The following is a 26,713-nucleotide window of genomic DNA, read 5'->3' as shown; positions in this document are numbered from 1 at the left end:
CGGCCAGCATGGCATCAATGCCGGGCCGCTCCAGCTCGTAAAGATAGAACAGTCCGATGTCGTGGATGGTGGTCAGGCCGGGGAATTGCCGCAGGGCGCGCAGCACGAAAACATGCCCGCCATTGTTGCCGATCTGGTGCAGCACGCGACTCTCAGGGCCGATGCGGCGGAAGGCCTGGCGCTGATCGCGCACCATGACGCCCTCAGGAACGAGCGCGCCAGGATCGTCGCAATAAGCGTCGATGTCGTAGTGGCGGCGGATCTCGTCGAGCAGGATGTAGGAATAGTCGGCGATGCCGTTCTTTTCCGGGGGAAGCGGACTGAAGAAGCTCAGGCTGCGACCGGTGCGTTCCATGGGTGACTTTGTTCCTCCGGAGCCAGGCCAGTCGGAGAGGCGAGTGATCGGGTGCGGCACCGAACCGGCGGTTCCGGTTCGATCTGTTTGGACCTGTTCTCCTCCGGATGCGCTCTGAATACCCGATCTGTCCGGATCCCGCTGGAGATCCGCATGCCGGGAAATTATTTTTGGAATTTGCGCAAAAAAGAACAAAACTCATTCTGCTTAAAGCAAACCGAGCTGTGCTTCATAATGATGACCGGTTCTTTGGATGTCCTGCTTGCGGCGTAATTTCAGGTATATGGCAAAAGCTGAGGAACTCGCTACCGCAAAGTTGTGCTTGATTGAACCAAAACAGTCTGGAACATCAGAGTTCTTTGTGCGAAAATTAGAGTTTACTCTGTTCTGAAATATTGAATGGGCGACAAGGCCGGGTCCAGCATGGATTTCGCCAAGGCCATCGCCAGCGGTTAAACATCCGCTCAGCAAGGGCGCCGACAGGCCGGCGCATCCGGAATGAAATGAAAGACTCCATGCCGCAACCCGCCCTGATTGTTGAAGCCGGGCCGTCCGGCGCCAATCCCGTCTGCTTCGGCAATGCCCTTAAGCTTTCGGTGATCGCCGGCCCTTGTCAGATGGAGAGCCGCCAGCACGCGCTCGAAACCGCCTTCGCGCTGAAGGAGATCGCGCAGCGCGTCGGCTTCGGCCTCGTCTACAAGACCTCCTTCGACAAGGCGAACCGCACTTCGGCCAAGGCAGCACGCGGCGTCGGCCTCGATGCCGCCCTGCCGGTGTTCGCCGAAATCCGTGAAAGCCTCGGCCTGCCTGTGCTCACTGACGTGCATGACGCACATCAATGCGCTCCCGTGGCCGAGGCTGTCGACATCCTGCAAATCCCGGCCTTCCTGTGCCGCCAGACCGACCTGCTGCTGGCCGCCGCCGCCACGGGCCGCGCGGTGAACGTCAAGAAGGGGCAGTTCCTGGCGCCCTGGGACATGGCCAATGTGGTGGACAAGCTCACTGGTGCTGGCAATCCGCGCGTGCTGCTGACCGATCGCGGCACCTCCTTCGGCTACAACACGCTGGTTTCCGATTTCCGCGGCCTGCCGGTCATGGCGCGCACCGGCGCACCGGTGATCTTCGACGCCACCCATTCGGTGCAGCAGCCGGGCGGGCAGGGCACCACTTCCGGTGGACAGCGCGAATTCGTGCCTGTGCTGGCCCGCGCCGCCGTGGCGGTGGGCGTCGCCGGGCTGTTCATCGAGACGCATCAGGACCCGGACAACGCGCCCTCGGATGGACCCAACATGGTGCCGCTTGCGCAGTTCGAGGCACTGCTGCGGGACCTGATGGCGCTGGACGCGCTGAGCAAGAGCCAGCTCGCGGCATGAACCCGGTCATCCTGATCCCGTCGCGGCTTTCCGCGACGCGGCTGCCGAACAAGCCGCTGGCCGATATCCATGGGGAGCCGATGATCGTTGCTGTCTGGCGCCGCGCGGTGGAGGCCGATATCGCCCCCGTCTGGGTAGCGACCGATGCGCCGGCCATTGCCGAGGCGGTGCGCGCCGCCGGAGGCCAGGCGGTGATCACCGCCCCCGAGCACCCCTCCGGCTCCGACCGGGTGTTCGAGGCAATCGGCCGCATCGACGCCGATGGCCGCTTCGATGCCATCCTGAACGTGCAGGGCGACTTGCCGACGGTGCAGCCGGCCACCATCCGCGCCGCCGCTGCGCCGTTGCGCGACTCTGACGTCGCCATCGGCACCGCCGTCGCACCCATCCTACGGGCCGAGGAGCGGGAATCGCCTAGCGTGGTGAAGATGGTCGGCACGCCGCTGGGGGAGGGCCGGTTCCGGGCGCTTTACTTCACCCGTGCCCAGGCACCCTGGGGCGAGGGCCCACTCTACCATCACATTGGTCTCTACGCTTGGCGGCGCGCGGCGCTGGAACGGTTCGTCACCCTGCCGCCCTCGGCGCTGGAGCAGCGTGAGAAGCTGGAACAGCTGCGTGCCCTGGAAGCCGGCATGCGGATCGATGCCATGGAGGTGGCCGAGGTGCCGCTCGGCGTCGATACGCAGGCGGATCTGGAGCGCGCCCGCTCATTGTTACGCCGGCGCTGAACCGGCCACGCGCATATATATAAGGTAAGGACCGTATGCCGATGGATCTGGCCCCGCTGACCGAGGACACCGCATTGGCTGCGGCCCGGCGCACCCTGGATCTGGAAACCCAGGGCCTGGCGGCGTTGCGCACCGCGCTGGATGGTGCGCTGGCCGAAGGGTTCAGCCGGGCCGTGGCGGTGATCCGCGAAGCGGCAGGACGGGCCATTGTCACCGGCATGGGCAAGTCGGGTCATGTCGGGCGCAAGATCGCGGCGACCCTGGCTTCCACCGGCACGCCCGCGCATTTCGTCCACCCGGCCGAGGCCAGCCATGGCGATCTTGGCATGATCCAGGAGCAGGATGTGGTGATCGCCCTGTCCTGGTCGGGTGAAGCGCCGGAGCTGTCCGACATCATCGCTTATACGCGGCGCTTCCAGGTGCCGCTGATTGCCATCACGGCGCGTGCCGGCAGCGCGCTGGGCAAGGCCGCCGATATACCGCTGATCCTGCCCGCCATGCCGGAGGCCTGTCCCAACGGCATCGCGCCCACCACCTCCACCACCATGCAGATCGCCATGGGGGACGCGCTGGCGGTCGCACTGCTGTCGCTGCGGGGGTTCTCGGCGCAGGATTTTCGCCGCTTCCACCCAGGCGGCAAGCTTGGTGCCCAGCTGCGCAGCGCGCGCGACCTGATGCACACGGGGCTCAGTGTGCCGATGGTGCCGGAAGGCGCCACCCTGTCCCAGGCTATCGTGGAGATGACCGGCAAGCGTTTCGGCATCACCGCCGTGGTCGATGCCGAGGGGCGGCTCTCGGGCGTCATCACCGATGGCGATCTGCGCCGCGCCTTTGAGGGTGGCGGCTTCACTGACCGCGCAGTGCGGGAAATCATGACCCGCAACCCCCGCACCATCGGCCCGGAGATGCTGGCGCCGCAGATCCTGGCCGAGCTGAACCTGGCCGCCATCACGGCATTGTTCGTGGTGGAGGATGGGCGGCCGGTCGGCGTGCTCAACATCCATGACCTGCTTCGCGCAGGCGTCGCCTGATGCACCGCATCCTGGTGACCGGTGCCGCCGGCTTCATCGGCCACGCCGTCAGCGCGCAATTGCTGCGGGATGGGTTCGAAGTGCTCGGCCTCGATAGCTTCACCCCCTACTACGATGTGGGACTGAAACAGGCACGGCTGGCACAGCTTGAAGGCCAGCCAGGGTTCCGCTTCGCGCGGCTGGACCTCGCCGATGCCATCGCCACGCTGGAAGCCTTTGCAGCCTTCAAGCCAGATGCGGTGGTGCATCTCGCCGCCCAGGCCGGAGTGCGCTACTCGCTGGATAATCCCCGCGCCTATACCGCGGCTAATATCGATGGCTTTCTTTCGGTGCTGGAGGCTTGCCGGGCAAATCCTGTACGCCACTTGGTCTATGCCTCATCCTCCTCAGTGTATGGTGCCAACACCAAGGTGCCGTTCAGCGAGACGGACCCGGTGGATCGGCCAGTGTCGCTCTACGCCGCATCGAAGCGTGCCAATGAGCTGATGGCGCAGGCCTACAGCCACCTGTTCCGCATCCCAGCCTCAGGCCTACGCTTCTTCACCGTGTATGGCCCTTGGGGCCGCCCGGACATGGCCTACTACAAATTCACCCGCGCCATCCGAACTGGCGAGCCGATCGAGATCTTCAATCATGGCCGCATGGCCCGCGACTTCACCTATGTGGATGAGGTGGTGGAGGCGATCCGCCGCCTCGCCGTGTCTCCACCGGAAGACAGGGTGGAGGGGCCGGCGCCAGGCCGCATCGATCCCGGCGTGCCGCACCGCGTCTTCAACATCGGCAACCACACGCCGGTCTCACTGGATCGCTTCGTGGAAATCCTGGAGCAAGCTGTCGGCCGTCAGGCCATCAAGATCTTCCGCGACATGCAGCCTGGCGATGTGGAGCGAACCTTTGCGGATGTCAGGGCATTGCAGGAAGCCGTGGGCTTCGCACCACAGACCTCTTTGGAGGAAGGATTGTCAGCCTTTGTCAAATGGCATGCCGCCTATCACGGACGCAGCTAGACCTTTACCACACTGTTAATCTTAATCACGAAAACTTGATGATTTGAATTGCGGTAAATGTCGTTGAGGTTTAAGCACGCACAGGTTGATACCCCGCATTCCATGAGGCCTTCCCATGCGGATACTCCTGGCAGAGACTGATCCCGCCCTGTCGTTACAGCTCAAGGAGCTGCTGAAGCCGGCCGGCATCCTGGACGAGGCCAGCGACGGGGAAGAGGCGCTCGAACTGGGGCGTCTCTACGATTACGACATCATCCTGCTACGCGGCACGCTGCCGGGACTATCCGGTCACGAAGTGCTGCGGCGGCTGCGTGCAGGGCGTCTGGAAACGCCCGTGATCATTCTCTCAGACAGCATCAGGCCAGAAGACCGGATCCACAGCCTCGCGCTTGGAGCCGACGATGTCATGTCGCGGCCTTTCGATGCGGGAGAGGTGCTGGCACGGATGCAGGCGATTATCCGCCGCACGAAGGGTTACAGCGAGTCACAGCTTTCAGCAGGAGGGTTAACCCTTTGCCTGCGCTCGCGGGAAGTGCAGGTGGGAGGACGACCACTCAGCCTGACAGCCAAGGAATATGCCATCCTGGAGCTGCTGATGCTGCGGAAAGGATTAGTGCTGACCAAGCAGGCCTTCCTGGATCATCTCTATGGCGGGATGGATGAACCAGAGATGAAGATCATCGACGTTTTCATCTGCAACCTCCGCAAGAAGCTGACCAAGGCAAGCCTCGGCAGCCTGATCGAAACCGTCTGGGGACGAGGTTACATTTTGCGTGATCTGCGTTCCGAAGGCGGCGCACGGTCTTTCCCTTTGCAGCCGGCAGTCAGGCAAGCCGTCGCTTGAAATAACTTTGGGTTGATAAACTGAGATAGCTTAGTACCAGACGGTTTGTTCACAGAAAAATCACGAGGGCAAACCCTCCAGAGGCCGGCCAACGACGTCTTTTCAGTCATTTCCGGCTCGCTCATCGCACAGGATCGCGACAAATTACTGCCGCATTGCTTTTGCAGGCTCTATGCTGCATGGCAACATGCGGAACCGTTGGCTTGGGCAACCTTGATGGGCAGCCTGAGTTGCGGTGTGCATTGCAGTCCGGGAGGGATTCAAACCGGGATGACCGGAACAAAGCCGGCTCTCGGGCATATGAATAGGGCAATTTCAATTGCCAAACTGGTCGAGTGATCCTGTCTGGCTGCGTCTCATGAATAGATACACAAACTGTTTACGCTCATTAATAGCTTAATGGGTGGTTTCTTTCTACCAAAGTTTAACGGTGTGTGTATTTTGAGACAAGCAAGAGCGGAAATTTAGGCCGTCTGCACAACGGAGCTCCTCCCAATGACCCATACAAATTGGCCAAACAACATCCAGATCGGAAATGCGACCAGTCTGGACGCGGGGCTGTATGGATCCGTGGCCCCTTCGAGCCGCCGGCTACATCACATCAGCAAGAGAGCATTCGATGTTCTCGCCTCTGGCAGCGCGCTGCTGTTTCTTTCCCCGCTACTGCTGCTGCTTTACTTCCTGGTGAAGTCGGATGGTGGCGATGCGCTGTTCGGCCATAAGCGGATCGGACGCAATGGCCGCAGTTTCGCCTGCCTGAAGTTTCGCAGCATGGTGCCCAATGCCGGCGAAGTGCTGGCCAAGCTGCTGGCCGAGAATCCCGAGGCTGCCCGCACCTGGGCCGAGACCCGCAAGCTGCAGAATGATCCGCGGGTCACCCGTATCGGCAAATTCCTGCGCAGCACCAGCCTCGATGAATTGCCGCAGCTGGTGAACGTACTGCGCGGTGAGATGAGCCTGGTTGGCCCCCGCCCTGTGGTGCAGGAAGAACTGACCCAGCATTACGGCGCCGCCGCCGCCAGCTACATGGCTGTCCGCCCAGGCATCACCGGCCTGTGGCAGATCAGCGGCCGCAGCGATACTTCCTATGCGGAGCGTGTGGCTCTGGACTCCCGCTACGTGCGCGAATTCTCGTTCTGGACTGATCTGCGCATTCTGGTGAAGACCGTTCCGGCCGTGTTGTTCGGTCGCGGCGCTTACTGAGCACAGGTTCCTGACGGCCTGATACCCTACCCCGCCGGAAGGCGGGGTTTTTCTTGGGCGGCAGGGTTTTCCGTTCTGCCCGGCACGAGGTCGCCTCCATGATCGCCCGCAATGTTCTGGCCAACCTGATCAGCATGGCTGTGTCCATCGCTGTCCAGGCAGGGCTTGCCTTTGGCGGCTATCGCCTCGCCGGCGCCGAGCAATACGGCCTGATCGGCTTCTTCTCCACCCTGCTGATCGCAGCCGCCATTTTCGATGCAGGCCTTGGCCAGACCGTGACCCGGGCCGTGGCGCGCGATCAGGTGGAAGCGCCGGGAAGCGCTGGACGGCTCGTCTTCAATTTCACCCTGATCTATGGTGGGTTGGCTGCGCTGGTGATCCTGCTGGTTTGGCTCTGCTCGCCGCTGCTGGCTGAATACTGGCTCAAGCCCCGCGATATCAGCACCGACAGCGTCCAGCAGAGCCTCGTGCTGATGGGCTTCGCCATTGGCATCCAGCGTTTGCGGGGGGCCTTCCAGGCCGTGCTGGAGGGGCTCGAGCGGCAGGTGGTGTCAGGCCTGCTACTATCCGCCACCGGCCTGCTGCGGCTGGCCCTTGGCCTCGGAGCCCTGGCTTTCGTGGCGCCTACGGCGGAAGCGTTCCTCTGGAGCCAGATCCTGGCGAGCCTGCTGGAAACCGGTGCCTTCGCCCTGGGCACAGCGTGTGTGGTTCCGGGAGCATTCATGCCGCAACGGCTGGAAGCCGGGCTGATCTGGCAGACCCTGCGTTTCGCGGGAGCGAACATGGCAGCCGCAGCCACCGGAACCCTGGTGCAGATCGCCGATTCCCTGGTGGTCAGCGCGATGCTGCCGCTTTCCGTTTTCGGCACCTATTCACTGGTGTCCACCATGTGCTCGGCCATGGTACGGCTGACCACACCGTTGATCACCGCTGTCTTTCCGCGCATGTCCGGCTATGTTCGCGCAGAGCGGGCTGCCGAGTTGCGCAGCCTGTTCTTCGCTGCTTCCCAGGCAACCTTTGTGCTGATGCTGGCAGCGGCGGGAGCGCTGGTCTTCTTCGGCGCGACCTTCATCGAACTGGTCAGCGGGCGCCCCGAGGCAGGAGACGAGTTTGCGCCGGTTCTGGCGGCGCTTGCCATTGCCTATGCTCTGAGCGGGCTGTGCCGGCCCTCCCATGCCTTGCAGATGGCGGAGGGGAATCCCGTCGCGGCGCTTCGCATCAACATCGTCACCGGTGCGATCTATCTTCCGGCGATCCTGTGGCTGACACCGCGCTACGGCGTGATCCTGCCGGCGCTGTGCCTGATCGGGGCCAACCTCCTCGCCTTCATTCTGTTCACCGCAACAGCTTTCCGCAGCAGGCTGAAAGGGGCCGCGTTGCCCTGGCTATCCAGCAGTGTGCTGCCGCAGCTTGCCGCAATGGTAGCAAGCTATGGCTTGATGCGCGTCATCGTAGCCGGGCCGCTTTCCTTGTCGGGACGCATCGGATTGGCCTTGGCGGCGTCGGTGCTGGCGCTGGGCTTGGGTGTGCTATGCAGCAACCACCTGCGGCCACATCTGGAAAGGCTGCGGCAGCAGGCATGAAGCGCCGCCGGTTTCAGCCGGCAGAGACGGCTATATTGGTTGAACCGCTGCCACGGTGCTTCAATGCGCTGCGCAGAAAGCCATAGCCCCAGGCCATGTGCATCGTCATGGCCGCGGGTCCTGCCCAGGCCAGCCATGGATCTCGTCCACGCAGGGCAATCGCCACACCCCATCCCATGCAGAGCAAAACGTAGAGAAGCGGGGCAAGCAACAAGGCTGGCCAAAGGGGTGCCAGGATCAGCGCTCCCAGGCTGCCGAGCAGAACAACAACCGGCGCCATCTGTCTCGGCTTTGGGCGCAGCTGATGCTTCAGCAGGGTCCGCGCCCGTCCAGCCCCGTGTTTCGCGTATTGCCGAGCCAGGGATGAAAGGCTCTTGCGCGGATAATAGGTGCAAGGGGCCTCTGCGCAGAGCCAGATGCGCCCCCCAGCCTGCCGCGCACGGTGATCGAGTTCGGCATCCTCATTATGGGTAAAGCTCTCGTCATAGCCGCCGATCGAGAGAAAAAACGCACGATCGAAAGCGGCATGATGTCCATGGTCAACCCATTCCGACCGCAACCCCAAGCGGTGGGCTGAGCCGCCATTACCGAGCCTGCTGTTCTGCGCCGCGGCGATGCCGCGTTGCATGCCGCGGCTGCCCACTGTCACCATCGGCACCACCACCGAGGTGGCGTTCTGCTCCTTCATCGCGCGAACAACATGGGTCACGAAGCCGGGCGGGTACCAAGCATGAGCGTCGGCCCGCAACAGGATCTTCGCTTCGGGCGTGGCCAGGCGCGCCGCAAGGTTAACCGCAGCCGATTGCAGCCGGGCCGGGTTTGGCACCAGCCGGATCTCGGGGTGTCGGGCCTGCAAGCCGCGTACGATTTCCGCCGTGCGGTCAGTGCTGCCGCCATCCAGCACCAGAATTTCCAGCCGGTGTGTTTCTGCCTGCTCCAGTAGAGAAGCCAGGCATTCGGCGATGTAAGCTTCCTCGTTCAGGACGGGAACGGCGATGGCAATCAACTCAGATGAACAGAAATCAAGCGAGGCGGTCATGGCCGGCAGATCAGTCCTATGAAGTGGCCCACATAGATTATACTGCAGGAGCGACTTGAAAGCTTCCCGCAAATGCCGGCGCAGAAGAGGGGAATCGTCCGCTTCTTTTCACAAAGCCAGAATAAATCCGAGGATGGCAGCCCAGATCAGCAGCGAAAGCCCGAAGCCGAAGATGATGCCGCGCGCAACGGAAGGACGGGTCTGCGCAAGATGTTCAAGGCATCGGCTTAAGGCGCCCACCGCGTCCCAGCTCTGCGACGGGCTTTTCAATGCCCGAGCATCAGCTCCTGTAGCGGGCTTCCGGGACATGGAAGAAAGCTTGGATCCAACCGAAGCAACACGCATTGCAGCGACCTTTCTGGACTCTGCCGGCAGCACGCCAAGTTCATCCTGAAGCGCACGGTATCGTGAGTTGTGAGCTTCCGTAAGATTAAACCCGCATCTCAGCAGGAGTTTCGCTATCAACCATAGATTGATTTTTTGAAAAGTTAAATGCTGATTTTTAGATTCAACCTGTAGGAGACACCAAAAAGGCCATGCCGTTACCAGCATGGCCTATCGGAAAATGGGCGTAGGGCTGGAAGCCGCCGCGTCAGGCTCCGACGCGAATATTGCTCCGGGTACGGCTGCGGGCACGCTCAAGGCTAGCCAAGCCATTGACCAGTGGCGCCATGACCGGAATGCGGTACTTCGCGTACATCAAGGTCTGGATGGCATTGCGGCGCAGCACACCACGGCGGCTGGCCTTCCAGACCTCGGCCGGCAGGCGGTCGCGCAGGATCCGCGACATCGGCAAATGCGGCATCCAGCGGTAGAGGCGACGCGGCTCCCAACGCACCAGGGTCTTCTGGTAATGATCAACCGTATGATCCTCCCGCGTCAGCAGGACCTCCGGCAGTTCGAGATGCTCGCCTTCCAGCAGGTTCAGCGCCATGACGATCCAGTCATAGCCGAAGACGTCGATATCCTCAGGGAAGCTGCGCTTCAGGGCCTCGGTGCGGAAAACCCCGTAGAAGCGTGACACCTCGCCCGGATCCCACAGGAAGCGGCGCAGGCGTTCCACCTTGTCCCCTTGCAGTGCGAAGGTGCCATTGGAGAGGTGACGATCGCCTTCCAGCGACACCATGGCAACGCGCGAGGTGCTGCACACGGCGCTGGGATGCGCCATCAGGTTCTCGAGGTTCCGCTGGATGAACTCGGGCGACCAGATGTCATCATGGCACGCCCACAGGAAATAGGGCGTCTTGGCCTGCATCAGCACAAAGCGGAAATTGCCGCAGATGCCAAGGTTGACCGGTTGCTCATGCAGAGTGACGCGGCTGTCGCGCTCGGCATACTCGCGGCAGATCTCGCGCGTCTCGTCTGTCGAGCAATTGTCGGAGATCACCAGCCTGATGTTCCGGTGCGTCTGCGCCAGGAGTGAATCGATCGCGGTTCTGATCTGCTGTCCGCCATTGCGGACCGGCATGCCGATCGTGACCTGGGGCTCATCCATCATGTTGCGCATCCCGACGGGCGTGAAGTTGTGGAGCATCATTAACGCCAGTCATTCTCTGTCAACAATTCAGTATTTTGTAAAAATTTTGAGTGCTTTGCAGAATTTCGTGAACAAAAAATCGAGATATTGCGAATCAGCTGGCGGCACAGTGTAGAGGCGTCGTGCATCGCGGGAGGTTAAACAATCCCCCGGCTTTTGTGACAATCATTCACCAAGCGCTCTGCTCACGATTGTGAAAGCAGACGCGAAATGGTGAGTAACTAAGCAGTGATAGCCGTCGTATCTATACAAAACGGCAAGAAGTTCTCACACTGAGAAACTGTCGCGGGAAAAAGATACGCCTCCCCCGAAGTGGACTTATCTGGCAGACGAAAGGTTCCAGTATGAAGGCAGTCATCTTGGCGGGCGGTCTCGGCACCAGGCTCGCAGAAGAAACGAGCGTGCGCCCGAAACCAATGGTTGAGATCGGCGGCAAGCCCATTCTCTGGCATATCATGAAGATCTACAGTGCCCATGGCATCAATGACTTCATCGTCTGCCTCGGATACAAGGGCAGCGTGATCAAGGACTACTTCAAAAATTACTTTATGTACATGTCCGACGTGACCTTTGATCTGCAGAAGAACACCATGGAGGTCCACAACGCCCGGGCCGAAGATTGGCGTGTAACGCTCGTGGAGACCGGCGAGGACAGCATGACCGGCGGCCGCATCAAGCGCGTGCTGCCTTATCTGCGGAATGAGGAAGCCTTCTGCCTGACCTATGGCGACGGTGTGGGTGATGTCGACATCACCGAGACTGTTGCGCTGCACAAGCGCGAAGGGCGTCTGGCCACCATGACGGCGACCCAGCCTGCTGGCCGCTTCGGCGCGCTGCAGATCGAGGGCAACCAGGTCAAGGCCTTCAAGGAAAAGGTGCAGGGCGATGGCGGCTGGATCAATGGCGGCTTCTTCGTGCTCAGCCCGCGTGTCGGCGACTATATCGAGGGCGATGCCACGACTTGGGAAGACCAGCCGATCGAGCAACTGGTGGCCGACAACCAGATGAGTGTGCATCACCACCATGGCTTCTGGCATCCGATGGACACTATTCGTGACCGGAGCCACCTGGAAAAGCTCTGGGCCTCGGGCAAGGCCCCCTGGCGCGTCTGGAAAGGTTGAACACCATGCGTATCCTGATCACCGGCAACATGGGCTATGTGGGCCCGGTCGTTGCCGCCCATTTCCGCCGGGTGATGCCCGATTCTGTGCTGGTCGGCTATGACCGTGGCTGGTTCGGTCATTGCCTGACCACAACGGGCCCGCTTCCCGAAACCGTGCTCAACGAGCAGAAGTTCGGCGATGTGCGCAACATCACGGTTGATGAGCTGCGCGGCTTCGACGCCGTGGTGCATCTGGCCGCCATCTCGAACGACCCGATGGGCCAGCGCTTCGAGGCGGTGACTGACGAGATCAACCACCAGGCCAGCGTGGCCATCGCCAAGGCCGCCGCCGAGGCTGGGGTGAAGCATTTCGTTTTCGCCTCCTCCTGCTCGGTCTACGGCATCGCCGGCGACGGTGCGCCGCGCATCGAGAGCGACGGGCTCAATCCGCTGACTGCCTATGCCCGCTCCAAGATCGACACGGAGAACTCGCTCCGCGCGCTCGACAACAGTGGCATGGTAATTTCCTGCCTGCGCTTCGCGACCGCCTGTGGCATGTCGCCGCGGCTACGGCTCGACCTGGTGCTGAACGACTTCGTGGCCGGCGCCATCGCCAACAAGGAAGTCAGCGTCCTGTCCGACGGCACGCCATGGCGTCCGCTGATCCATGTCCGCGACATGGCGCGCGCCATCGAATGGGCCGTGGGGCGCAAGCCGGAGAACGGCGGCAAGTTCCTCACCGTCAATGTCGGCACCGAGCGCTGGAACTACCAGGTGCGCGACCTGGCACAGGCCGTGGGCCGTGCCATGCCGGAAGCCAATGTGTCGATCGCGACCTCGGCGCCGCCCGACAAGCGCTCCTACAAGGTGGATTTCTCGCTCTTCGCCAAGCTGGCGCCGAGCCACCAGCCGCAGGAAACGCTGGATGGCGCTATTGCCGAACTGCGCGACCAGCTAGGTGAGCAGGGCTTCGCCGATCCGAACTACCGGAAGTCCTATGCCATCCGCCTCGTGACGCTGGAGAAGCTGATTGAGTCCGGCACGGTGGACGGGCATCTGCGACAGCTGCGTGAGCTGCCGCAGCAGCAGCTCCAGGGAGAGGCCGCGTGAAGTTTAACGCGACCCCGCTGAAGGATGCCTATGTGATCGAGATGGAGCCGCGCGGCGATGAGCGTGGCTTCTTCGCCCGGGCCTATTGCGAAGATGAGTTTCGCGAAGCCGGTCTCGTGCATCACTATGCCCAGGTCAACAACTCGCTTAGCGTGACCAAGGGCACGCTGCGGGGCATGCATTACCAGCTTCCGCCGGCCTCGGAAGTGAAGCTGGTCCGCTGCCTGCGCGGTGCGCTGTACGACGTGATCGCCGACATGCGGCCGGATTCGCCGAGCTACGGCCAATGGTTCGGCGTTGAGCTGACCGAAGACAATCGCAAGATGCTCTACGTGCCGCGGGGCTTCGCGCATGGCTTCGTCACGCTGCGCGAGAATACCGAGGCCTTCTACATGGTGAGCGACGCCTACATGCCGGGCGGTGAGCGCGGCCTGCGCTACGACGACCCGCATTTGGCCATCGAATGGCCGATCAAGCCGGAGCTGATCTCGGAGAAGGACCAGAACTGGCCAGCCTTCGATCCCGAGTATCACGGCGTCGAGCAGCTGCGCGGCATTCGCTGAGAACCTTTTCCCGGCCGGCGCCGAACCGGCCGGGAACCCCAGGAAGACGTGGCCGGCGCCGCTTCGCGAAGGCCCGCAACGGCCCATGCCCTGAGACGAGAGAATCCCCAATGATCTACGACACGCTGCTTAAGAAGCGCGAGGCCGACGGCAATCCGGTCCGCGTCGGCATGTTCGGCGCCGGCTTCATGGCTCGCGGCATCACCAATCAGATCGCTCATTCGGTGCCGGGCATGGTGCTGTCGGTGATCTGCAACCGCAACCTGGAGAAGGCCCGCCGCGCCTATGAAGAGGCCGGCATCACCGACATCGCCGAGGTGACGAGCACGGCGGCGCTGGCTGATTGCATCCGCGCCGGCCGTGCCGCCATCACCTCCGACCCGATGCTGCTCTGCGAGGTTGAAGGGTTGGACTGCTTGATCGACGCCACGGGCGCGATTGAGTACGGCGCCTCCATCACCCTGGCCGCCTTCAAGAACGGCAAGTCGATGGTATCGATGAATGCCGAGCTGGATGCCACGGTGGGGCCGCTGCTGAAGCGCAAGGCCGACGAGGCCGGCGTCATCTTCACCGGCTGCGACGGCGACCAGCCCGGCGTCGAGATGAACCTCTACCGCTTCGTCAAGTCGATCGGCCTGACGCCGCTGGTCTGTGGCAACATCAAGGGGCTGCAGGATCCCTATCGCAACCCGACGACGCAGGAGGGCTTCGCCAAGCAGTGGGGGCAGGACCCCTACATGGTGACCAGCTTCGCCGACGGCACCAAGATCAGCTTCGAGCAGGCCATTGTCGCCAATGCCACCGGCATGACGGTGAATAAGCGCGGCATGATCGGCCGTGACCATCGCGGCCATATCGATGAGCTGACGCAATCCTACGATGTGGAGGAGCTGCGCAAGCTCGGCGGCATCGTCGACTACACGGTGGGCTCCAAGCCTGGCCCCGGCGTTTTCGTGCTGGCCGCGCATGACGACCCGAAGCAGCAGCACTATCTGAACCTGTACAAGCTCGGCACCGGCCCCCTCTACAGCTTCTACACCCCCTATCACCTGTGCCACTTCGAAGTGCCGCTCTCGGTCGCCCGGCTGGTGCTGTGCCAGGATGCAGTGATCCAGCCTATTGCCGGGCCGATGGTCGATGTTGTGGCGACCGCCAAGGTGGATCTGGCCGAAGGCGACGTGATCGATACGCTCGGCGGCTACAAGAGCTATGGTCAGTGCGAGACCTACGCCATCTCGCGCGAGCAGCGCTTGCTGCCGATGGGCCTCGCGGAAGGCTGCCGCCTGCGGCGCGCCGTGCCGAAGGACACCGTGTTGACTTATGACGATGTAGAAATTCCCGCCGACCGACTGATCGACCAGCTGCGAGCGGAGCAGGACAAGACCTTCCCCGCCTGAGTGAGAGGGCGAGCAGCCCTCCCTTCCTCATCCTTCAATGATGCCGAGGCAGCCCGTTCTTAACCCGGAACGGGCTGCCTTTGCGCGTCCTTGGTGCAAAGCCCCGATTCGCCCACATTGTCCCGGGGGGTTAACTCCGTGCCCTCGGACCGGGCCAAATCATCCACAAGCAAAGCGAGATATCCTGGGGGGTTAACTCCGTTATCTGGGGGGTTAACTCCGAAAACCGTGGTTTTCCCGGGGGGTTAACTCCTTACTTCAACTAATAGACTCAACTAGTTTCCTAATAGAGTCCGGAGTTATCCCCCCATTGACTGAGGGCAGCAGGAAAAGGCACCTATCAGGACAGAACTGTGATGGAGCGGGCCATGCAGGAAGATGCGGCGCATGGCGTCCGAAAACTTGTGTTGCTGCATGGACGCGATCAGGCTCGCGCCATGGTGCCGCCTGAGCGCAAGGCGTTGGTGGACATCGCTGCCGAGGTTCTCGCCGATGATGCGAGCCGGATCGGCATCACCTACACCGGTTTCTGCTTAACCTCCCTGCCCCACAAGCGGCTGGACGATGACGCCGCCTGGGAAAAGCGCGGACATCGCGTGACCCTGTTGGTGGAGCCTGGCCGGCTCAAGGCGGCAAACAGGCCGACCCGCATGTATGGTGTGCCTTATGGCGCCCGTGCCCGCATGATCCTGCTTTACTTGCAGACACAGGCGGCGCGGACCAACAGCCGTGAGGTCGAGCTGGGACGGTCGATGCGCGACTGGCTGGGACGGATGGGTCTTTCCTGGGGCGGCGAAACCGGCAAGGCCTTGCGCGAACAAGCGGTGCGGATCGCTGCCTGTTCGCTGAAATTCTTCTGGGAAGACGAGGACATGGAAGGCTGGGCCGCCGGGCGGTTTGTCCGTTCGGGCCTGCGCTTCTCCGACCGCAGCAGCGAGGATACACGGCAGGGCGAACTGTGGGACGAACGCGTGGTACTGGACGAGGTGTTCTTCGATGCCATGCGCCAGCACCCTGTTCCGTTGCAGGAAGCAGCACTTCGCGAACTTGGCAACCGCAGCGCCAGCCTCGACCTCTACATCTGGCTGGCGTATCGCCTGCATACGCTGAGGCACCCGACACCAGTGCGCTGGGCCGCGCTACGCGACCAATTCGGCTCCGGCTATTCCGAGCTGCACACGTTCCGGCGGGATTTCCGGAAATCCCTGGCCCCTGCGGTCGCAGCCTATCCTGAAGCCAAGGTCGAGCTGAACGAAGATGGTGTTCTTCTGCACCCTTCCCGCCCGCCCGTATCAGTTCGACTCATCAGCGCGGCCCGGAGTTAACCCCCCACCTGGAAGACAGGGGTGCAACCTAAAAGACACAGCCCCTATCGGGTTTTGCCGGCTGTCTCCTGAGACTTGATCGCCGGGTCATTCATGAGACAATCCAGTGCCGCGCTCAGGCTGGCATGGATCACGATCGAATTGGGTAGGAACGCGGGATGCGCCGGACCAACGCAACGATGACGACGAAGACGGCGATCCGTCATCTGGCCCTGACCTTGCCAGCCATGGCCTTGTTGGCCCCGGCAGCGGGCTTTGCTCAGGCGCCAAACCAGACCCCCCTCAACACCGCACCCACAACGCAGCAGATCGCGCCTCCCGGCGGGGTGCCGGCTCTGCCCGGGCAGCCGGCCGCGACGCAGATCCAGACAATGGAATCGATCGCTCCGGCGGGCGGCGTGACCCAGACCACCCAGGGCATCTATCCAGGCGGGCCTGGCCAAACCCCACAGGCGATCACAGCGCAAACCACCGCGCGCAGCGTCACGGTGCAAAGCCGCCAACGTCCAGATTACGATCCAGCGGGCGTACGCATCGGAGGCTTCCGCTACGATGCAGCGCTCGATCTCGGCATGGGCTGGGATGACAATCTGCAACCTGCCAATGCAGGTAAGGACAGCGACGCCTTCTTTGTGCAAGGCGTCAACCTTTCCGCCGCCAGCACCTGGACGCGGCACGCGCTGGGTATCACCGCCTCGCAGCAGACGCGGCAATATGTCCAGTACAACGACCAGAATTGGCTGGATTACAGCGCCGGCATCAACGGTCGCTATGACATAGGCCGCGCTTCCTCAATCGGCGCCAGCTACCGCCGGGTGCATAGTCATCTGGCCACCGACAATTTCGACCTGCAGGGCGAGGGCATTCAGCGCCCCATCCCGTACGATAGCGACATCTTCACGCTGAACGGTGTGGCAGCCTTCAACCGGCTCGCCATCCGGCCTTCCGCCACCTTCTCGACGATCCGCTACGAGGAGGAAACGATCAACGGCCAGCGGACCAACAATTCCAACAACGACTATGACTCCCTGCTGGGCGAGGTCGAAACCGAGTACAGCCTGGTCCCTGGCCGCAGCCTGCTCGGTCTCGTGCGAGTGCAGGACATCAACTACACATCCGAGGGCCAAGGCGGCCGGGACTCCTTCACCTGGGAGGTACAGGGCGGCTTCAACTACGACCTGACCGGGTTGTGGCAGGCCCGCCTGCTGGTGGGATACCGGCAACGCAATTACGAGGATCCTAGCCGAAAGAATCTGGAAGGCCTGGCCTTCGAGGGCCAGTTGGTCTGGCTGCCAAGTCAGCTCACCACCGTTACCCTGGCCGCCTCGCGGACCATCGAGGAATCAATCCGCCAAAGCAGCGTCAGCTACACCCGCACCGCCGGCGGCGTGACAGTGGACCACGAGTTACTGCGCAACGTCATCCTCACCGGCGAGATTCGGGCGGAACACCGGGATTACCCGGATGTGGGCAATGTCACTGACGGGATCGGGCTGATCGGGGCACGCTACCTGATCAACCGGAATCTGTCCCTGATTGCCGACTACCAGCACACCGAGCGGCTGAGCGCGCCATCGGGCTTCCGTGAGTACGGTATCAACCAGGTTCAGGTGCGCCTGCGGATTGCCCTGTAAGGCAGTCTGTAACGATTTGGCGAAAGCGGCGGTTCCTTTGAACCTGCCGCGTTCACCTTGCGGCCAAGCCCGGATACAATCCATCGCTTTGTCTCAAAAGCCTTGATCCTGGGAGTTACGCGATGTTCCGTTCGGCTTCTCTGACCTCCACTACCCTGCGCGGAATGGCGCTGAGCGCGGCGCTGCTGGTGGCGGCCTGCGCTTCTCCAGGGGCCAACCTGCCTCCCCTGCCGGAAGCGACCGCCTCGGCCTACAAGCTGGGCGCCGGTGACCAGCTACGGGTCACCGTTTTCAACGACCCGCGGCTGACGGGGGATTTCCGCATCAGCGATGCGGGGGCGATCGCCTTGCCGCTGGTCGGCACCGTTCCGGTGGCGGGCAGCACCACGGGCGAGGCGGAGAACGCCATTCAGCGCGCCCTGCGCAGCCGTAACCTGTTCAATGATCCCTCTGTGGCGGTCGAAGTGCAGGAGTATCGCCCGATCTTCGTGCTGGGCATGGTCGAGCGCGGTGGCCAGACGCCGTATCAGCCGGGCATGACGGTGCTTTCCGCCGTGGCCGTGGCCGGTGGCTTCAACTACCGCGCCATCACCGACACCGTTTCCGTCACCCGGGTCAGCCCGAACGGAGGCGCGGCACAGGAATTCCGCGCTGGCCGCGATGCACTGTTGATGCCTGGCGACGTCGTGACGGTCTACGAGCGCCGTTTCTGATCGCCCTGGCCTAAGAGGCCAGACAGCCAGTCAGAAGGCCGGGAGCTCAGCTCCCGGCCTTTTTTCGTGCGGCTGGTATAAGGGAAGGAATCTGCTCCTTTTGCCCAGGGAACGCCAAGGCTTTGAACCGGCATCGCTGGTGCAACCAGGGGAAGCGTTGCCCGTGGGCGGCATGGTTTTTCAACGTCACAGGCTGAGTGCAGGAACAGGGAGTCATCGGCTCCGCCAGAAGTCCACGGTGATCGAGCCGTGGTGATCCAGGTGCCCATCCACCCTGGAAAGTGCTGAGGCTCTTCTCTGTTCCCTGCGATCGAGCCACGAAAAAAGGGGGCGGAAACCCGCCCCCTTCATTCAGTGCCGCAACAGAGGTGCTGCGATCAGGCGCCCGGCGCAGGCAGGCGCTTGAGGTCGGGGGCGCTGCTTTTGGCATAACCCTCGTAGTAGCCCAGCGGGTCCAGGCGGCCCGGACGCACGCGGGTCATGACGGTAGCCATGCGGGCCCGCATGGAGCGCGGCAGGCGGCGCATCGCCTCCATTACCACGGTGCGCGAGGTCCGCTCCCAGCCCACCGCGAAGAGCACGGCGTCGCTGTGCTGCGACAGCACCACGGCATCGGCCACGCGCATCACCGGCGGGCTGTCCAGGATCACCAGCCGGTATTCGCGGCGGGCCCGGTTGATCAGCTCGGCGAACTGGCGGGATTCGATCAGCGCCTGCGGGTTGTTCGAGGAGCGGTCGGACAGCAGCACATGCAGCCCCGAGCGCTCATCCACCTGGATGGCGTCTTCCAGCCGGGTTTCGCCGTTCAGCACCGCCTCGATCGAGCGGCCCGGCCAGGGTGCGCCGAAGATCTGCGACAGCTGCGGCCGGCGCATGTCCGTCTCGATCAGCAGAACGCGCAGCCCATCGGCGGCGGAAAGCCGCGCCAGGGAGGAAGCCACTGTGCTCTTGCCGTCGCCAATGGCCGAGGAGGTCACCAGCACGGTGTTGGCCGGCCCGCCGCCTGCGACGGACTGCATGTTGAGGCGCAGCGCGCGCAGCGTCTCGGCGATGCCGGACTGGCCCTGGTCAAGCACCAGCGCCGGCATCTTGTTGCGGCGGCCGCGGCCCAGGGCGGGCAGGCTGCCGACGTTCTGGATGCCGGTGAGCTGCACCAGATCCTGCACCGAGTTGAAGGCGCCATGGGTCAGGCGACGCAGCACCAGGATGCCGCCCATGATGAACAGGCCGACAAAGGCGCAGAACACGGCGACCACCGAAGCGGGCGGGCCGCTGGGGCGATAAGGCGCCACGGCCGGGGAGATGACGCGAGCCAGCGGGAACTGGGCCGACGCCATGCGGGTCTGCTCGGCGCGGGTCAGAAAGGTCTGGTAGATCTGGCGCTTGGCATCGGCGTCACGCGTCAGGGCCAGCAGGCCGACCTCGGCCTGGGCACCGGTGCGCGCGGTCTGGGTGGTGCTGGTCAGCGAGCTTTGCGCCTCGGCCAGGCGATCGCGGGCCGCGTCGACCTCGCGCCGCAGCGAGGTAACGACCTTGCCGATTTCCGAGCCGATCTGCCGCTGCACGTCGCGCAGCTCGGCCTCGGCGGCTAGGCGATCGGGGTGGTTGCGGCCCAGGCGCTGCGCCATGCTGGCGGCACGGGCACCGATCTCGGCCTCCCGGTCACGCAGGCTTTGCACCACGGGCGAGCTCAGCGCCTCGCTGGCAGCGCTGCCACGGCCCCCGGAGCGCAACGCGCTGTCCAGCGCGGCCTGGGCGCGGGCCAGCTCCTGGCGCGCCACGGCAACACGGTTCTGCTGCTCGCCCAGCTGCAGGGTGCTGATGCTGCCCTGCGAGGTTTCCAGCAGGCCAGTCCGCTCACGATATTCCTGGATCCTGCGGTCGGCGGAATCCACCTCCTGGCGCAGCACGTTCAGGCGTTCGGTCAGCCACTCGTTGGCCTGCATGGTGGTGTCGCGCTTGGCGTTCACCTCCTGATTGATGTAGCGGCCCATCAACGCGTTGACGACGTTGGAAGATTCCTCGGCCGTATCGGCGGTGTAGCGCACCACAACAACGTTGCTGTTCTCGGAAACGCCGATGGAGAGGTTCTTCTGCAGCCCCTCAACCGCCAACGCGACCTTGTCGAGCGGCGCAGCACCGGGCACCTGATCGCTTTCGGGTCCGGTGGACATCAGGGAGGCGACGCTGTCGCGCACCCACTCCGTGACGGGGGCGATCAGCGCGCCGATGGCGGCACCGAAACCTTCCTTCTCGGGCTTCTGGTCGAGGCCGAGCTCACGTACCACGTCGGCTGAAAGCTGGCGCGAGCGCAGGATGTCCGCCTCGGTGCGGATGCGCTGCATGCCCAGCGGCTGGGCAGCGGCAATCTGGTTCAGCTCCGGGATGGCCTGGTCACGGGCCTCCACAAGCAGCAGCCCTTCGCTGGTGAAGCGAACAGGCATTGCCTTGGTCGCGACGAAGCCGAGCACGCCGGCGACCATCGCGGCCAGAAGCAGTGGCAACTTCCGCTGCCAGAGAAGGCTCAGAAGATCGGTCAGGCGCATATGTTCTGCCTCATGGGGCCGGTTCGACCATCTCGTTGGTTGATGTCCCGTGGATGTCCGCGCGCAGCCAAACAGGCATCCGCGAACCGGGAAGGTGTGCAGTTTCTTAAACTGGAGCGCGATAGTCTGTCCAAATAATCAGCCTATACTCACACAAAAGTGGCTGGAGGAGTGCAAATCCCCACTTTAGAGAGGGAGCACGCCTCCATAGACGTTTAAGGGGCTCCAATTCGTCTGCGCGTTGCTGGACTGCTCTTCGCGTGGAAGTTAAGGGTTCCACTCCGTTGCCGGAGGACGATCAGATGTTGTTCTTGGCTTCGGTCATGGCCGCAATGTGTCTGGCCAGAACATTTCCTTCCCGAACGCCTGCCTTGTCTACGCCGCGCTTCGTCTTGTCTAGCAGGATTGCTATAGGGTTGTGGAGTGACAGGCTGGTTTTTCCCGTCATGAACACGCACAGGAAAGGCTGCGGCCCGTGAATTCGCCTCTCGATATTCTGCCGCACAACGCCGAGAGCCGGGCGGCCGAGGAGGTGCGAAGCGTTTCGCGATGGTTGATCGCCATCCTCTTCGCTTCGATCTTCCTGCAGCGCTTCGCCATCCCGATCGGACCTGACGGCATTGCCATCAATCTGCTGGTGACTCTGGTCGGCATCGGGGCCCTGGCGCTGCGCGGCTCGCTGACGCTCGATCCTGTGCGGACCGTGCTGTTCTTCCTGCTGGCGGCCACGGTGGCGCTCAGTGCCGCCATCAATGCTGGCGCGGCATCGATGCCGTCGCTGGTGTTATTCCTGATCATGTACATCCCCTTCATGTTCTCGCTCGGTACCGAGCGGACGGAGGAAGTGTTCCAGGCCTGCGTGAGCGCCTTCCAGAAGATGGTCGTGGTGCTGGCGCTGATGGGCATCCTGCAGTTCGTCATGCAGTTCGTGGTGGGCTCGGCCATTCCCTTCACTTTCCGCGGCCTGTTGCCGGACGAGATCCTGCTCACCGGCTTCAACACGGCGAACCCGCTGTCCTGGGATTCACCCTACTTCAAAAGCAACGGCTTCTTTCTTGTCGAGCCTTCAACCTTTTCCCAGTATCTGGCCATCGCCATTGTGCTGGAGCTGCTTTATCGCGGAGCGACGCTGCGGCTGCTGATCTACGGCCTTGCCTTGCCCACCTCCTATTCCGGCACCGGCATCATCCTGCTGGCGCTGCTGACGCCCTGGGTCATGCTGCAGAGGCGTGCCTATGGCGCGATCTTCGGTGCCATGGTGTTCGGCATCATCGTCATTGCCACAGGCAGCATGTGGAACGCCGATGCGTTGTTCAGCCGCGTGAACGAGTTCGGGTCGGAAAATTCCAGCGCCAATGCACGCTTCGTGGCCGGTGCCTGGCTGATCGGCACCTTTCTGTTCGACAGCGCTCGGGACGTGGTATTCGGCCTTGGGCCGGGCTCCTATGCGCAACACGCAAAAATCGTTACTTACGAGGCCCATGATCCGGCCTGGGCGAAGATGCTGTTCGAGTACGGCCTGATCGGTTCCATGATCTTCTGGCCCTACTTCCTGATTGCGCTGTTCCGCGACACGTTTTCGCGCTGGATCAGCTGGGCAATGTTGATCGGCTTCTTCACCTTCGGCGGCATGCTTCTCGATCCGAGGTTGCAGGTTCTGCTGCTGCTGTTCTGTGTGCTGACCAAGCGCCCCGCCCGCGCCCCCGCCCTGCAGCAGGAGAATCAGGATTGGCTACCCCCGCTCAACATCCGGCCGGCTTCATGACGCTTCCGCCTGTTTTTCTGGGCCAGCGCAGCAATCTCCGTGTTTCCGCCATCGGCCTGGGCTGCAGCCGCCTCGGCTCAACGCTGAGCGGCTGCACCGGTCCAGTTGCCGAGAAGCTTCTGCATCACGCACTGGATGCTGGAGTCACCCTGCTGGACACCGCCAACATCTACGGTCAGGGGGAAAGCGAAAGGCTCATTGGCCGTGCCATCCATGGCCGGCGGGATGAGGTGACACTGGTGACAAAGGCAGGGCAGCGCTTCACCGCGGCGCAGCGCGTGGTGGCATTGGCCAAGTCGCCGCTGCGCATGCTGGCGCAGCGGGTCCCCTCACTGCGCGCAGCCATCGCCAATCGGCGTGCCGGCGCTTTGCCGCGGGATTTCTCGCCCGGGCATGTGCAAAGTTCGGTCGAGGCCAGCCTTCGGCGCCTGGGCACCGATCGGATCGACCTGTTCCTTTTGCACAGCCCCGATGCCGAGGCGATCCGCCGTGGCGAGACCTTCACCATGCTCGATGGTCTGGTGCGGGCCGGTAAGCTGCGTGCCTGGGGCATTTCCGTTGATGATGTGGCAAGCGCGGAAGCGGCTCTGGCCGTGCCTTCTGTTGCCGCCCTGCAGATCCCGCTGGCCGTGGCGCGGGAGATGCGCCCGGCATTGGAGGCCGGCGCCGCACAAGGCATCGGATTCATGATGCGCGAGATCTTCACCGGAGCCGCCACCCAGCCGGGCGGACGGGCAGCGGCGATCCATGCATCCCTGTTCTTTCCGCAGGCGATGGCGCTGGTCGGCACCACCTCCTCTGCCCATTTGGACGAGGCGCTGGGCCATCTGCGCGGCACGCCTATTCCGGAGACCACGGTTTGATTCTTGATGCCCTGACCCTTGCCCCTGGCGCTGAGCTGGAGGCCGATCTGTGCATTGTCGGCGGCGGTGCGGCCGGGCTGTCCCTGGCCTCTGCACTGGAAGGCTGCGGCCTGTCGGTGCTGGTGCTGGAAGCGGGTGGGCGCAAATTCGACCCCAAGCAGCAGGATGGGCTGAACGGCGAGGTTGCCGAGGGCTCCGTTCACTCGCCGCCGCACATGTATCGTCGGCGGGTGCTGGGTGGTGCGACCTCGATCTGGGGCGGGCGCTGCGTGCCTTTCGATCCGATCGACCTGGAAAAACGCGACTGGGTGCCGCATAGCGGCTGGCCGATCAACTGGGACACGCTGAGCGCCTATTACCCCAAGGCGCATGATTTCTTCGAGGCCGGCGCCTATGCCTATACGGTGGGCGAGGCCTTTGGTCCCGGGGCACCGCAGACCATCGACGGATTTGCTGATCCGGATGTCGATGCCACCCGCATTGAGCGCTTCAGCCGCCCGACTGATTTCGGCAAGTTCCACCATGACCGCCTGGCGGCCTCTTCCAACGTGAAGCTGGTGCTGAACGCGCATGCGGTGCATCTGGCGGCCGAGAGTGGGCCGGTGGAGCGACTGGAGGCGGCGAGCGCTCCGGGGCGTGGCTTCACTGTTCGGGCGCGGCGCTATGTGCTGGCGGCAGGCGGCTTCGACGTGACGCGGTTGCTGATGGCCTCGGATGCCAGCCGGCGCGGTGGGCTCGGCAATGAGGGCGGTGCGCTAGGCCGCTATTACATGTGCCATGCCGAGAACACGCTGGGCCGGCTGCGCCTGACACCGGGCGACCGCCCTCTCGCGCTGGATTTCGAGATGACGCCGGATGGCGCCTATGTCCGGCGCAAGATGGCGCTCACCGGTACGGCGCAGCGGCGCGAAAGGCTGCTCAACACCATTTTCCGCTTCCATTACCCGCTGATCGCCGATCCTGCGCATGGCAGCGGCGTGCTGTCGGCCATGTATCTGGTGAAGGACGCCATCCTTCCCGAGTACCGCCGCAAGCTCGCCACCATCGAGATCGCCAATCGCGGCAAGATGAAGCGCGATGCCGGCTTCTGGGCCCGGCACATGGCGAATGTGGTACTGGATTCTCCGGGCGTGCTGATGTTCGGCCAGAAATGGCTGCGCAAGCGAACGTTCTCCAGCCGCAAGCTACCCTTCGTAGTGGTGCGGAGCCGCGATGGCAGCTACCCGCTCGACATCAACGCCGAGCAGGTGCCGAACCCTGACAGCCGCCTGACCCTGTCCGATCAGCGCGATGCTTATGGATTGCCGCGCCTCAAGGTCGATTGGCGGCTGCATCCGGTGGATGTGGACAGTTTAGTGCGCACCATGCGCGTCGCACGCGACGCCTTTGCCCGGTCCGGCACGGCACGCCTCGATTTCGACGACAGCACCATCGAGGCTGAGGTGCGTGCCTCCACCCCTGTGGGTGGGCACCATATCGGCACGGCGCGCATGTCGGAGACGCCGCGCGATGGTGTGGTCGATGCGAATTGTGCCGTGTATGGCGTCCCCAACCTGTTTGTTGCCAGCGCCGCGGTGTTCCCCACCTGCAGCCACGCCAATCCGACGCTGACCATTGTTGCCTTGGCGCTGCGCCTGGCTGACCACCTGAAGTCCGAAGCGGCGCGTGACGCCGCGCCCGTACAAAATGTCGCGGAGCTTGCCCGATGATGCGCTGCCTGTGGCTGGCCCGCGCCATGCCCTTTCCTTGGACGGCGGGGGACCGGATCTACACGGCGAAGCTGGCCGGTGCGCTGGCTGGCGCAGGGGTGGATGTCACCTTCGCTGGCTATGCGGGCGAGGCGCCGCCGCAGCCCATGCCGGGCGTCACCTGGCACATCGTGCCGGGCGGGCCGCGTGCGCGCATTCCTTCGCTGCTCAGCGCCATGCCGCTGGTTGCGGCGCGGCATGAAACATCGGCCTACCATGACGCGCTGAAAGCGTTGGCGAGCCAGGGCTCCTGGCAGGCGGTGGTGGTGGATCAGTACGGTATGGGCTGGGTGCTGCGGCACAAGCACCTCTTTGCCGGCCGTCCTGCCTTTGTTTTCGTCACGCATGACCACGAGGAAAGCGTCACTGGGATGCAGTGGCGCGATGCCACGGCACCGCTGCACAAGCGCGCCTATATGGGCCAGAACTACCTCAAGACCCGCTGGTTCGAGCGCTGGATCGCTCGCAACAGCGATCTGGTCACCACCATCACCCAGCACGATGCCGACCTCTTCGCCGCCAACGCGCCGGGCGTGCCGATGCTGCCGCTGGTGCCTGGCTATGACGGCACCCGGGTTGCTGAGCGGGTGATCGGAGCGGAGACGCCACGCGCTGTGGTGCTGTTCGGCTCCTATCGCTGGTCGGCCAAGCAGGCCAACCTCAAGATCTTCCTCGACGAGGCTGATCCGGTTCTGGCGGCGGCGGGGGTCGAGATCCTGGTGGTCGGCGACATGCCGGAGGATTTCCGCCGCACACTGGAAGGCCGCTACAAGGCGGCGCGCTTCACCGGCTTTGTTGATGATCCGGCGCCCTACCTGGCGGCCGCCCGCATGGCGGTGGTGGCTGAGCCGATTGGCGGCGGCTTTAAGATGAAGCTGCTGGAATATGTGTTCAACCGTGTGCCAGTGGCAGGTCTCACGGTCTGCGCCAGTGGCCTGCCAGATTCCGTGCAGTCGGAAATGCTGCTGGAGCCGGAGATGCCCGGCCTGTTGCGGGCGGTTCTGGAGCGGATCGATGACATGGCGGTGCTCAATGCACAGCAGCAGCGCGCCTACATCGCCGCGGAGCATGCTTTCGACTGGAGCGAGCGGGGACGCATTCTCTGCGATGCCATCCAGGAGCGGCGCGGTGCGGCCTCCTCCCCCATGGATGGCCAACAAACCTATGCCGCCGCCAGCACTGCGGCTTAGAAGATTAACCAAAAAATCGTGATAAACAGAATATTTTTATACTTATGAGATAAGTAG

The 26,713-nt window shown here is 63.2% G+C and carries 23 protein-coding genes; 18 read left to right on the top strand and 5 right to left on the bottom strand.

Going from position 1 to position 26,713, the window contains the following annotated elements; translation table 11 throughout:
- Nucleotides 1-355, bottom strand: a 355-nt coding sequence (locus ACFOD4_RS13090; protein WP_379597072.1) for a glycosyltransferase family protein, incomplete at its 3' end; no start/stop codon positions are given.
- A 515-nt stretch (nt 356-870) separates the two neighbouring features.
- Here ACFOD4_RS13090 and kdsA point away from each other — a divergent pair.
- From kdsA to ACFOD4_RS13055, 7 genes are all read left to right on the top strand, one after another.
- Nucleotides 871-1,728 carry a 3-deoxy-8-phosphooctulonate synthase gene (gene kdsA / locus ACFOD4_RS13085; RefSeq protein WP_379597071.1) on the top strand — a complete coding sequence of 286 codons (858 nt, stop codon included), beginning with the start codon at nt 871-873 and terminating at the stop codon, nt 1,726-1,728.
- Nucleotides 1,725-2,456 (top strand): 3-deoxy-manno-octulosonate cytidylyltransferase, encoded by a 732-nt coding sequence (locus ACFOD4_RS13080; RefSeq protein WP_379597070.1) that lies wholly within the window; start codon nt 1,725-1,727, stop codon nt 2,454-2,456. The genes kdsA and ACFOD4_RS13080 overlap by 4 nt, the downstream gene beginning before the upstream one ends.
- A 41-nt stretch (nt 2,457-2,497) precedes the next feature.
- Nucleotides 2,498-3,487 (top strand): KpsF/GutQ family sugar-phosphate isomerase, encoded by a 990-nt coding sequence (locus ACFOD4_RS13075; RefSeq protein WP_379597068.1) that lies wholly within the window; start codon nt 2,498-2,500, stop codon nt 3,485-3,487.
- Complete coding sequence (locus tag ACFOD4_RS13070; protein WP_379597067.1) at nt 3,487-4,494, top strand: NAD-dependent epimerase/dehydratase family protein; 1,008 nt, start codon at nt 3,487-3,489, stop codon at nt 4,492-4,494. The genes ACFOD4_RS13075 and ACFOD4_RS13070 overlap by 1 nt, the downstream gene beginning before the upstream one ends.
- Nucleotides 4,495-4,609: 115 nt before the next feature.
- Nucleotides 4,610-5,338: a response regulator transcription factor gene (locus ACFOD4_RS13065; protein WP_379597066.1), complete on the top strand. Its 729-nt coding sequence runs from the start codon at nt 4,610-4,612 to the stop codon at nt 5,336-5,338.
- A gap of 495 nt (nt 5,339-5,833) precedes the next feature.
- Nucleotides 5,834-6,541, top strand: a complete 708-nt coding sequence (locus ACFOD4_RS13060; protein ID WP_379597064.1) for a sugar transferase — start codon at nt 5,834-5,836, stop codon at nt 6,539-6,541.
- Nucleotides 6,542-6,639: 98 nt separating this feature from the next.
- Nucleotides 6,640-8,124, top strand: a complete 1,485-nt coding sequence (locus tag ACFOD4_RS13055; RefSeq protein WP_379597062.1) for a lipopolysaccharide biosynthesis protein — start codon at nt 6,640-6,642, stop codon at nt 8,122-8,124.
- Nucleotides 8,125-8,137: 13 nt separating this feature from the next.
- On the opposite strand, the gene ACFOD4_RS13050 is transcribed toward ACFOD4_RS13055, so the two are convergent.
- From ACFOD4_RS13050 to ACFOD4_RS13040, 3 genes are all read right to left on the bottom strand, one after another.
- Nucleotides 8,138-9,163, bottom strand: a complete 1,026-nt coding sequence (locus tag ACFOD4_RS13050; protein ID WP_379597060.1) for a glycosyltransferase family 2 protein — start codon at nt 9,161-9,163, stop codon at nt 8,138-8,140.
- A 108-nt stretch (nt 9,164-9,271) separates the two neighbouring features.
- Entirely contained in the window at nt 9,272-9,541 is a 270-nt protein-coding gene (locus tag ACFOD4_RS13045) for a hypothetical protein (protein ID WP_379597058.1), read from the bottom strand.
- Between the two features lie 214 nt (nt 9,542-9,755).
- Nucleotides 9,756-10,661: a glycosyltransferase family 2 protein gene (locus ACFOD4_RS13040; RefSeq protein WP_379597056.1), complete on the bottom strand. Its 906-nt coding sequence runs from the start codon at nt 10,659-10,661 to the stop codon at nt 9,756-9,758.
- Nucleotides 10,662-11,044: 383 nt separating this feature from the next.
- On the opposite strand from ACFOD4_RS13040, the gene rfbF reads away from it, so the two are divergent.
- The 7 genes from rfbF to ACFOD4_RS13005 all read left to right on the top strand — a co-directional run bounded on the left by rfbF (nt 11,045) and on the right by ACFOD4_RS13005 (nt 18,544).
- A complete protein-coding gene (gene rfbF, locus ACFOD4_RS13035) occupies nt 11,045-11,821 on the top strand; it encodes a glucose-1-phosphate cytidylyltransferase (protein WP_379597054.1) in 777 nt (258 codons plus the stop codon).
- Nucleotides 11,822-11,826: 5 nt separating this feature from the next.
- Nucleotides 11,827-12,912, top strand: coding sequence for an NAD-dependent epimerase/dehydratase family protein (locus ACFOD4_RS13030; RefSeq protein WP_379597052.1), 1,086 nt, complete (start codon nt 11,827-11,829; stop codon nt 12,910-12,912).
- On the top strand, nt 12,909-13,475 hold the full coding sequence (gene rfbC / locus ACFOD4_RS13025; RefSeq protein WP_379597050.1) for a dTDP-4-dehydrorhamnose 3,5-epimerase: 567 nt from the start codon (nt 12,909-12,911) through the stop codon (nt 13,473-13,475). The genes ACFOD4_RS13030 and rfbC overlap by 4 nt, the downstream gene beginning before the upstream one ends.
- 110 nt (nt 13,476-13,585) lie before the next feature.
- A complete protein-coding gene (locus tag ACFOD4_RS13020) occupies nt 13,586-14,872 on the top strand; it encodes an NAD(P)H-dependent oxidoreductase (RefSeq protein ID WP_379597049.1) in 1,287 nt (428 codons plus the stop codon).
- Nucleotides 14,873-15,240: 368 nt separating this feature from the next.
- Nucleotides 15,241-16,197 (top strand): replication protein RepA, encoded by a 957-nt coding sequence (locus ACFOD4_RS13015; RefSeq protein WP_379597048.1) that lies wholly within the window; start codon nt 15,241-15,243, stop codon nt 16,195-16,197.
- Between the two features lie 158 nt (nt 16,198-16,355).
- Nucleotides 16,356-17,831 (top strand): outer membrane beta-barrel protein, encoded by a 1,476-nt coding sequence (locus ACFOD4_RS13010; RefSeq protein ID WP_379597046.1) that lies wholly within the window; start codon nt 16,356-16,358, stop codon nt 17,829-17,831.
- A 122-nt stretch (nt 17,832-17,953) separates the two neighbouring features.
- On the top strand, nt 17,954-18,544 hold the full coding sequence (locus ACFOD4_RS13005) for a polysaccharide biosynthesis/export family protein (RefSeq protein WP_379597044.1): 591 nt from the start codon (nt 17,954-17,956) through the stop codon (nt 18,542-18,544).
- 377 nt (nt 18,545-18,921) lie between these two features.
- Here ACFOD4_RS13005 and ACFOD4_RS13000 read toward each other — a convergent pair whose 3' ends face one another.
- Nucleotides 18,922-21,090 carry a GumC family protein gene (locus ACFOD4_RS13000; protein ID WP_379597043.1) on the bottom strand — a complete coding sequence of 723 codons (2,169 nt, stop codon included), beginning with the start codon at nt 21,088-21,090 and terminating at the stop codon, nt 18,922-18,924.
- Between the two features lie 475 nt (nt 21,091-21,565).
- On the opposite strand from ACFOD4_RS13000, the gene ACFOD4_RS12995 reads away from it, so the two are divergent.
- The 4 genes from ACFOD4_RS12995 to ACFOD4_RS12980 are packed head-to-tail and all read left to right on the top strand — an operon-like array spanning nt 21,566 to nt 26,656.
- Nucleotides 21,566-22,855: a hypothetical protein gene (locus ACFOD4_RS12995; protein WP_379597042.1), complete on the top strand. Its 1,290-nt coding sequence runs from the start codon at nt 21,566-21,568 to the stop codon at nt 22,853-22,855.
- On the top strand, nt 22,852-23,718 hold the full coding sequence (locus ACFOD4_RS12990; protein WP_379597040.1) for an aldo/keto reductase: 867 nt from the start codon (nt 22,852-22,854) through the stop codon (nt 23,716-23,718). The genes ACFOD4_RS12995 and ACFOD4_RS12990 overlap by 4 nt, the downstream gene beginning before the upstream one ends.
- Nucleotides 23,715-25,427: a GMC oxidoreductase gene (locus ACFOD4_RS12985; RefSeq protein WP_379597038.1), complete on the top strand. Its 1,713-nt coding sequence runs from the start codon at nt 23,715-23,717 to the stop codon at nt 25,425-25,427. Before ACFOD4_RS12990 ends, ACFOD4_RS12985 begins: the two co-directional genes overlap by 4 nt.
- Nucleotides 25,424-26,656, top strand: a complete 1,233-nt coding sequence (locus ACFOD4_RS12980) for a glycosyltransferase (RefSeq protein ID WP_379597037.1) — start codon at nt 25,424-25,426, stop codon at nt 26,654-26,656. Before ACFOD4_RS12985 ends, ACFOD4_RS12980 begins: the two co-directional genes overlap by 4 nt.
- Nucleotides 26,657-26,713 lie beyond the last annotated feature (57 nt).

The sequence above is a fragment of the Teichococcus globiformis genome (assembly GCF_042646265.1).
Taxonomy (GTDB): domain Bacteria; phylum Pseudomonadota; class Alphaproteobacteria; order Acetobacterales; family Acetobacteraceae; genus Pseudoroseomonas; species Pseudoroseomonas globiformis.
The sequence above is the reverse complement of the archived record's forward strand: the minus strand, read 5'-3'. Positions and strand labels throughout refer to the sequence as shown.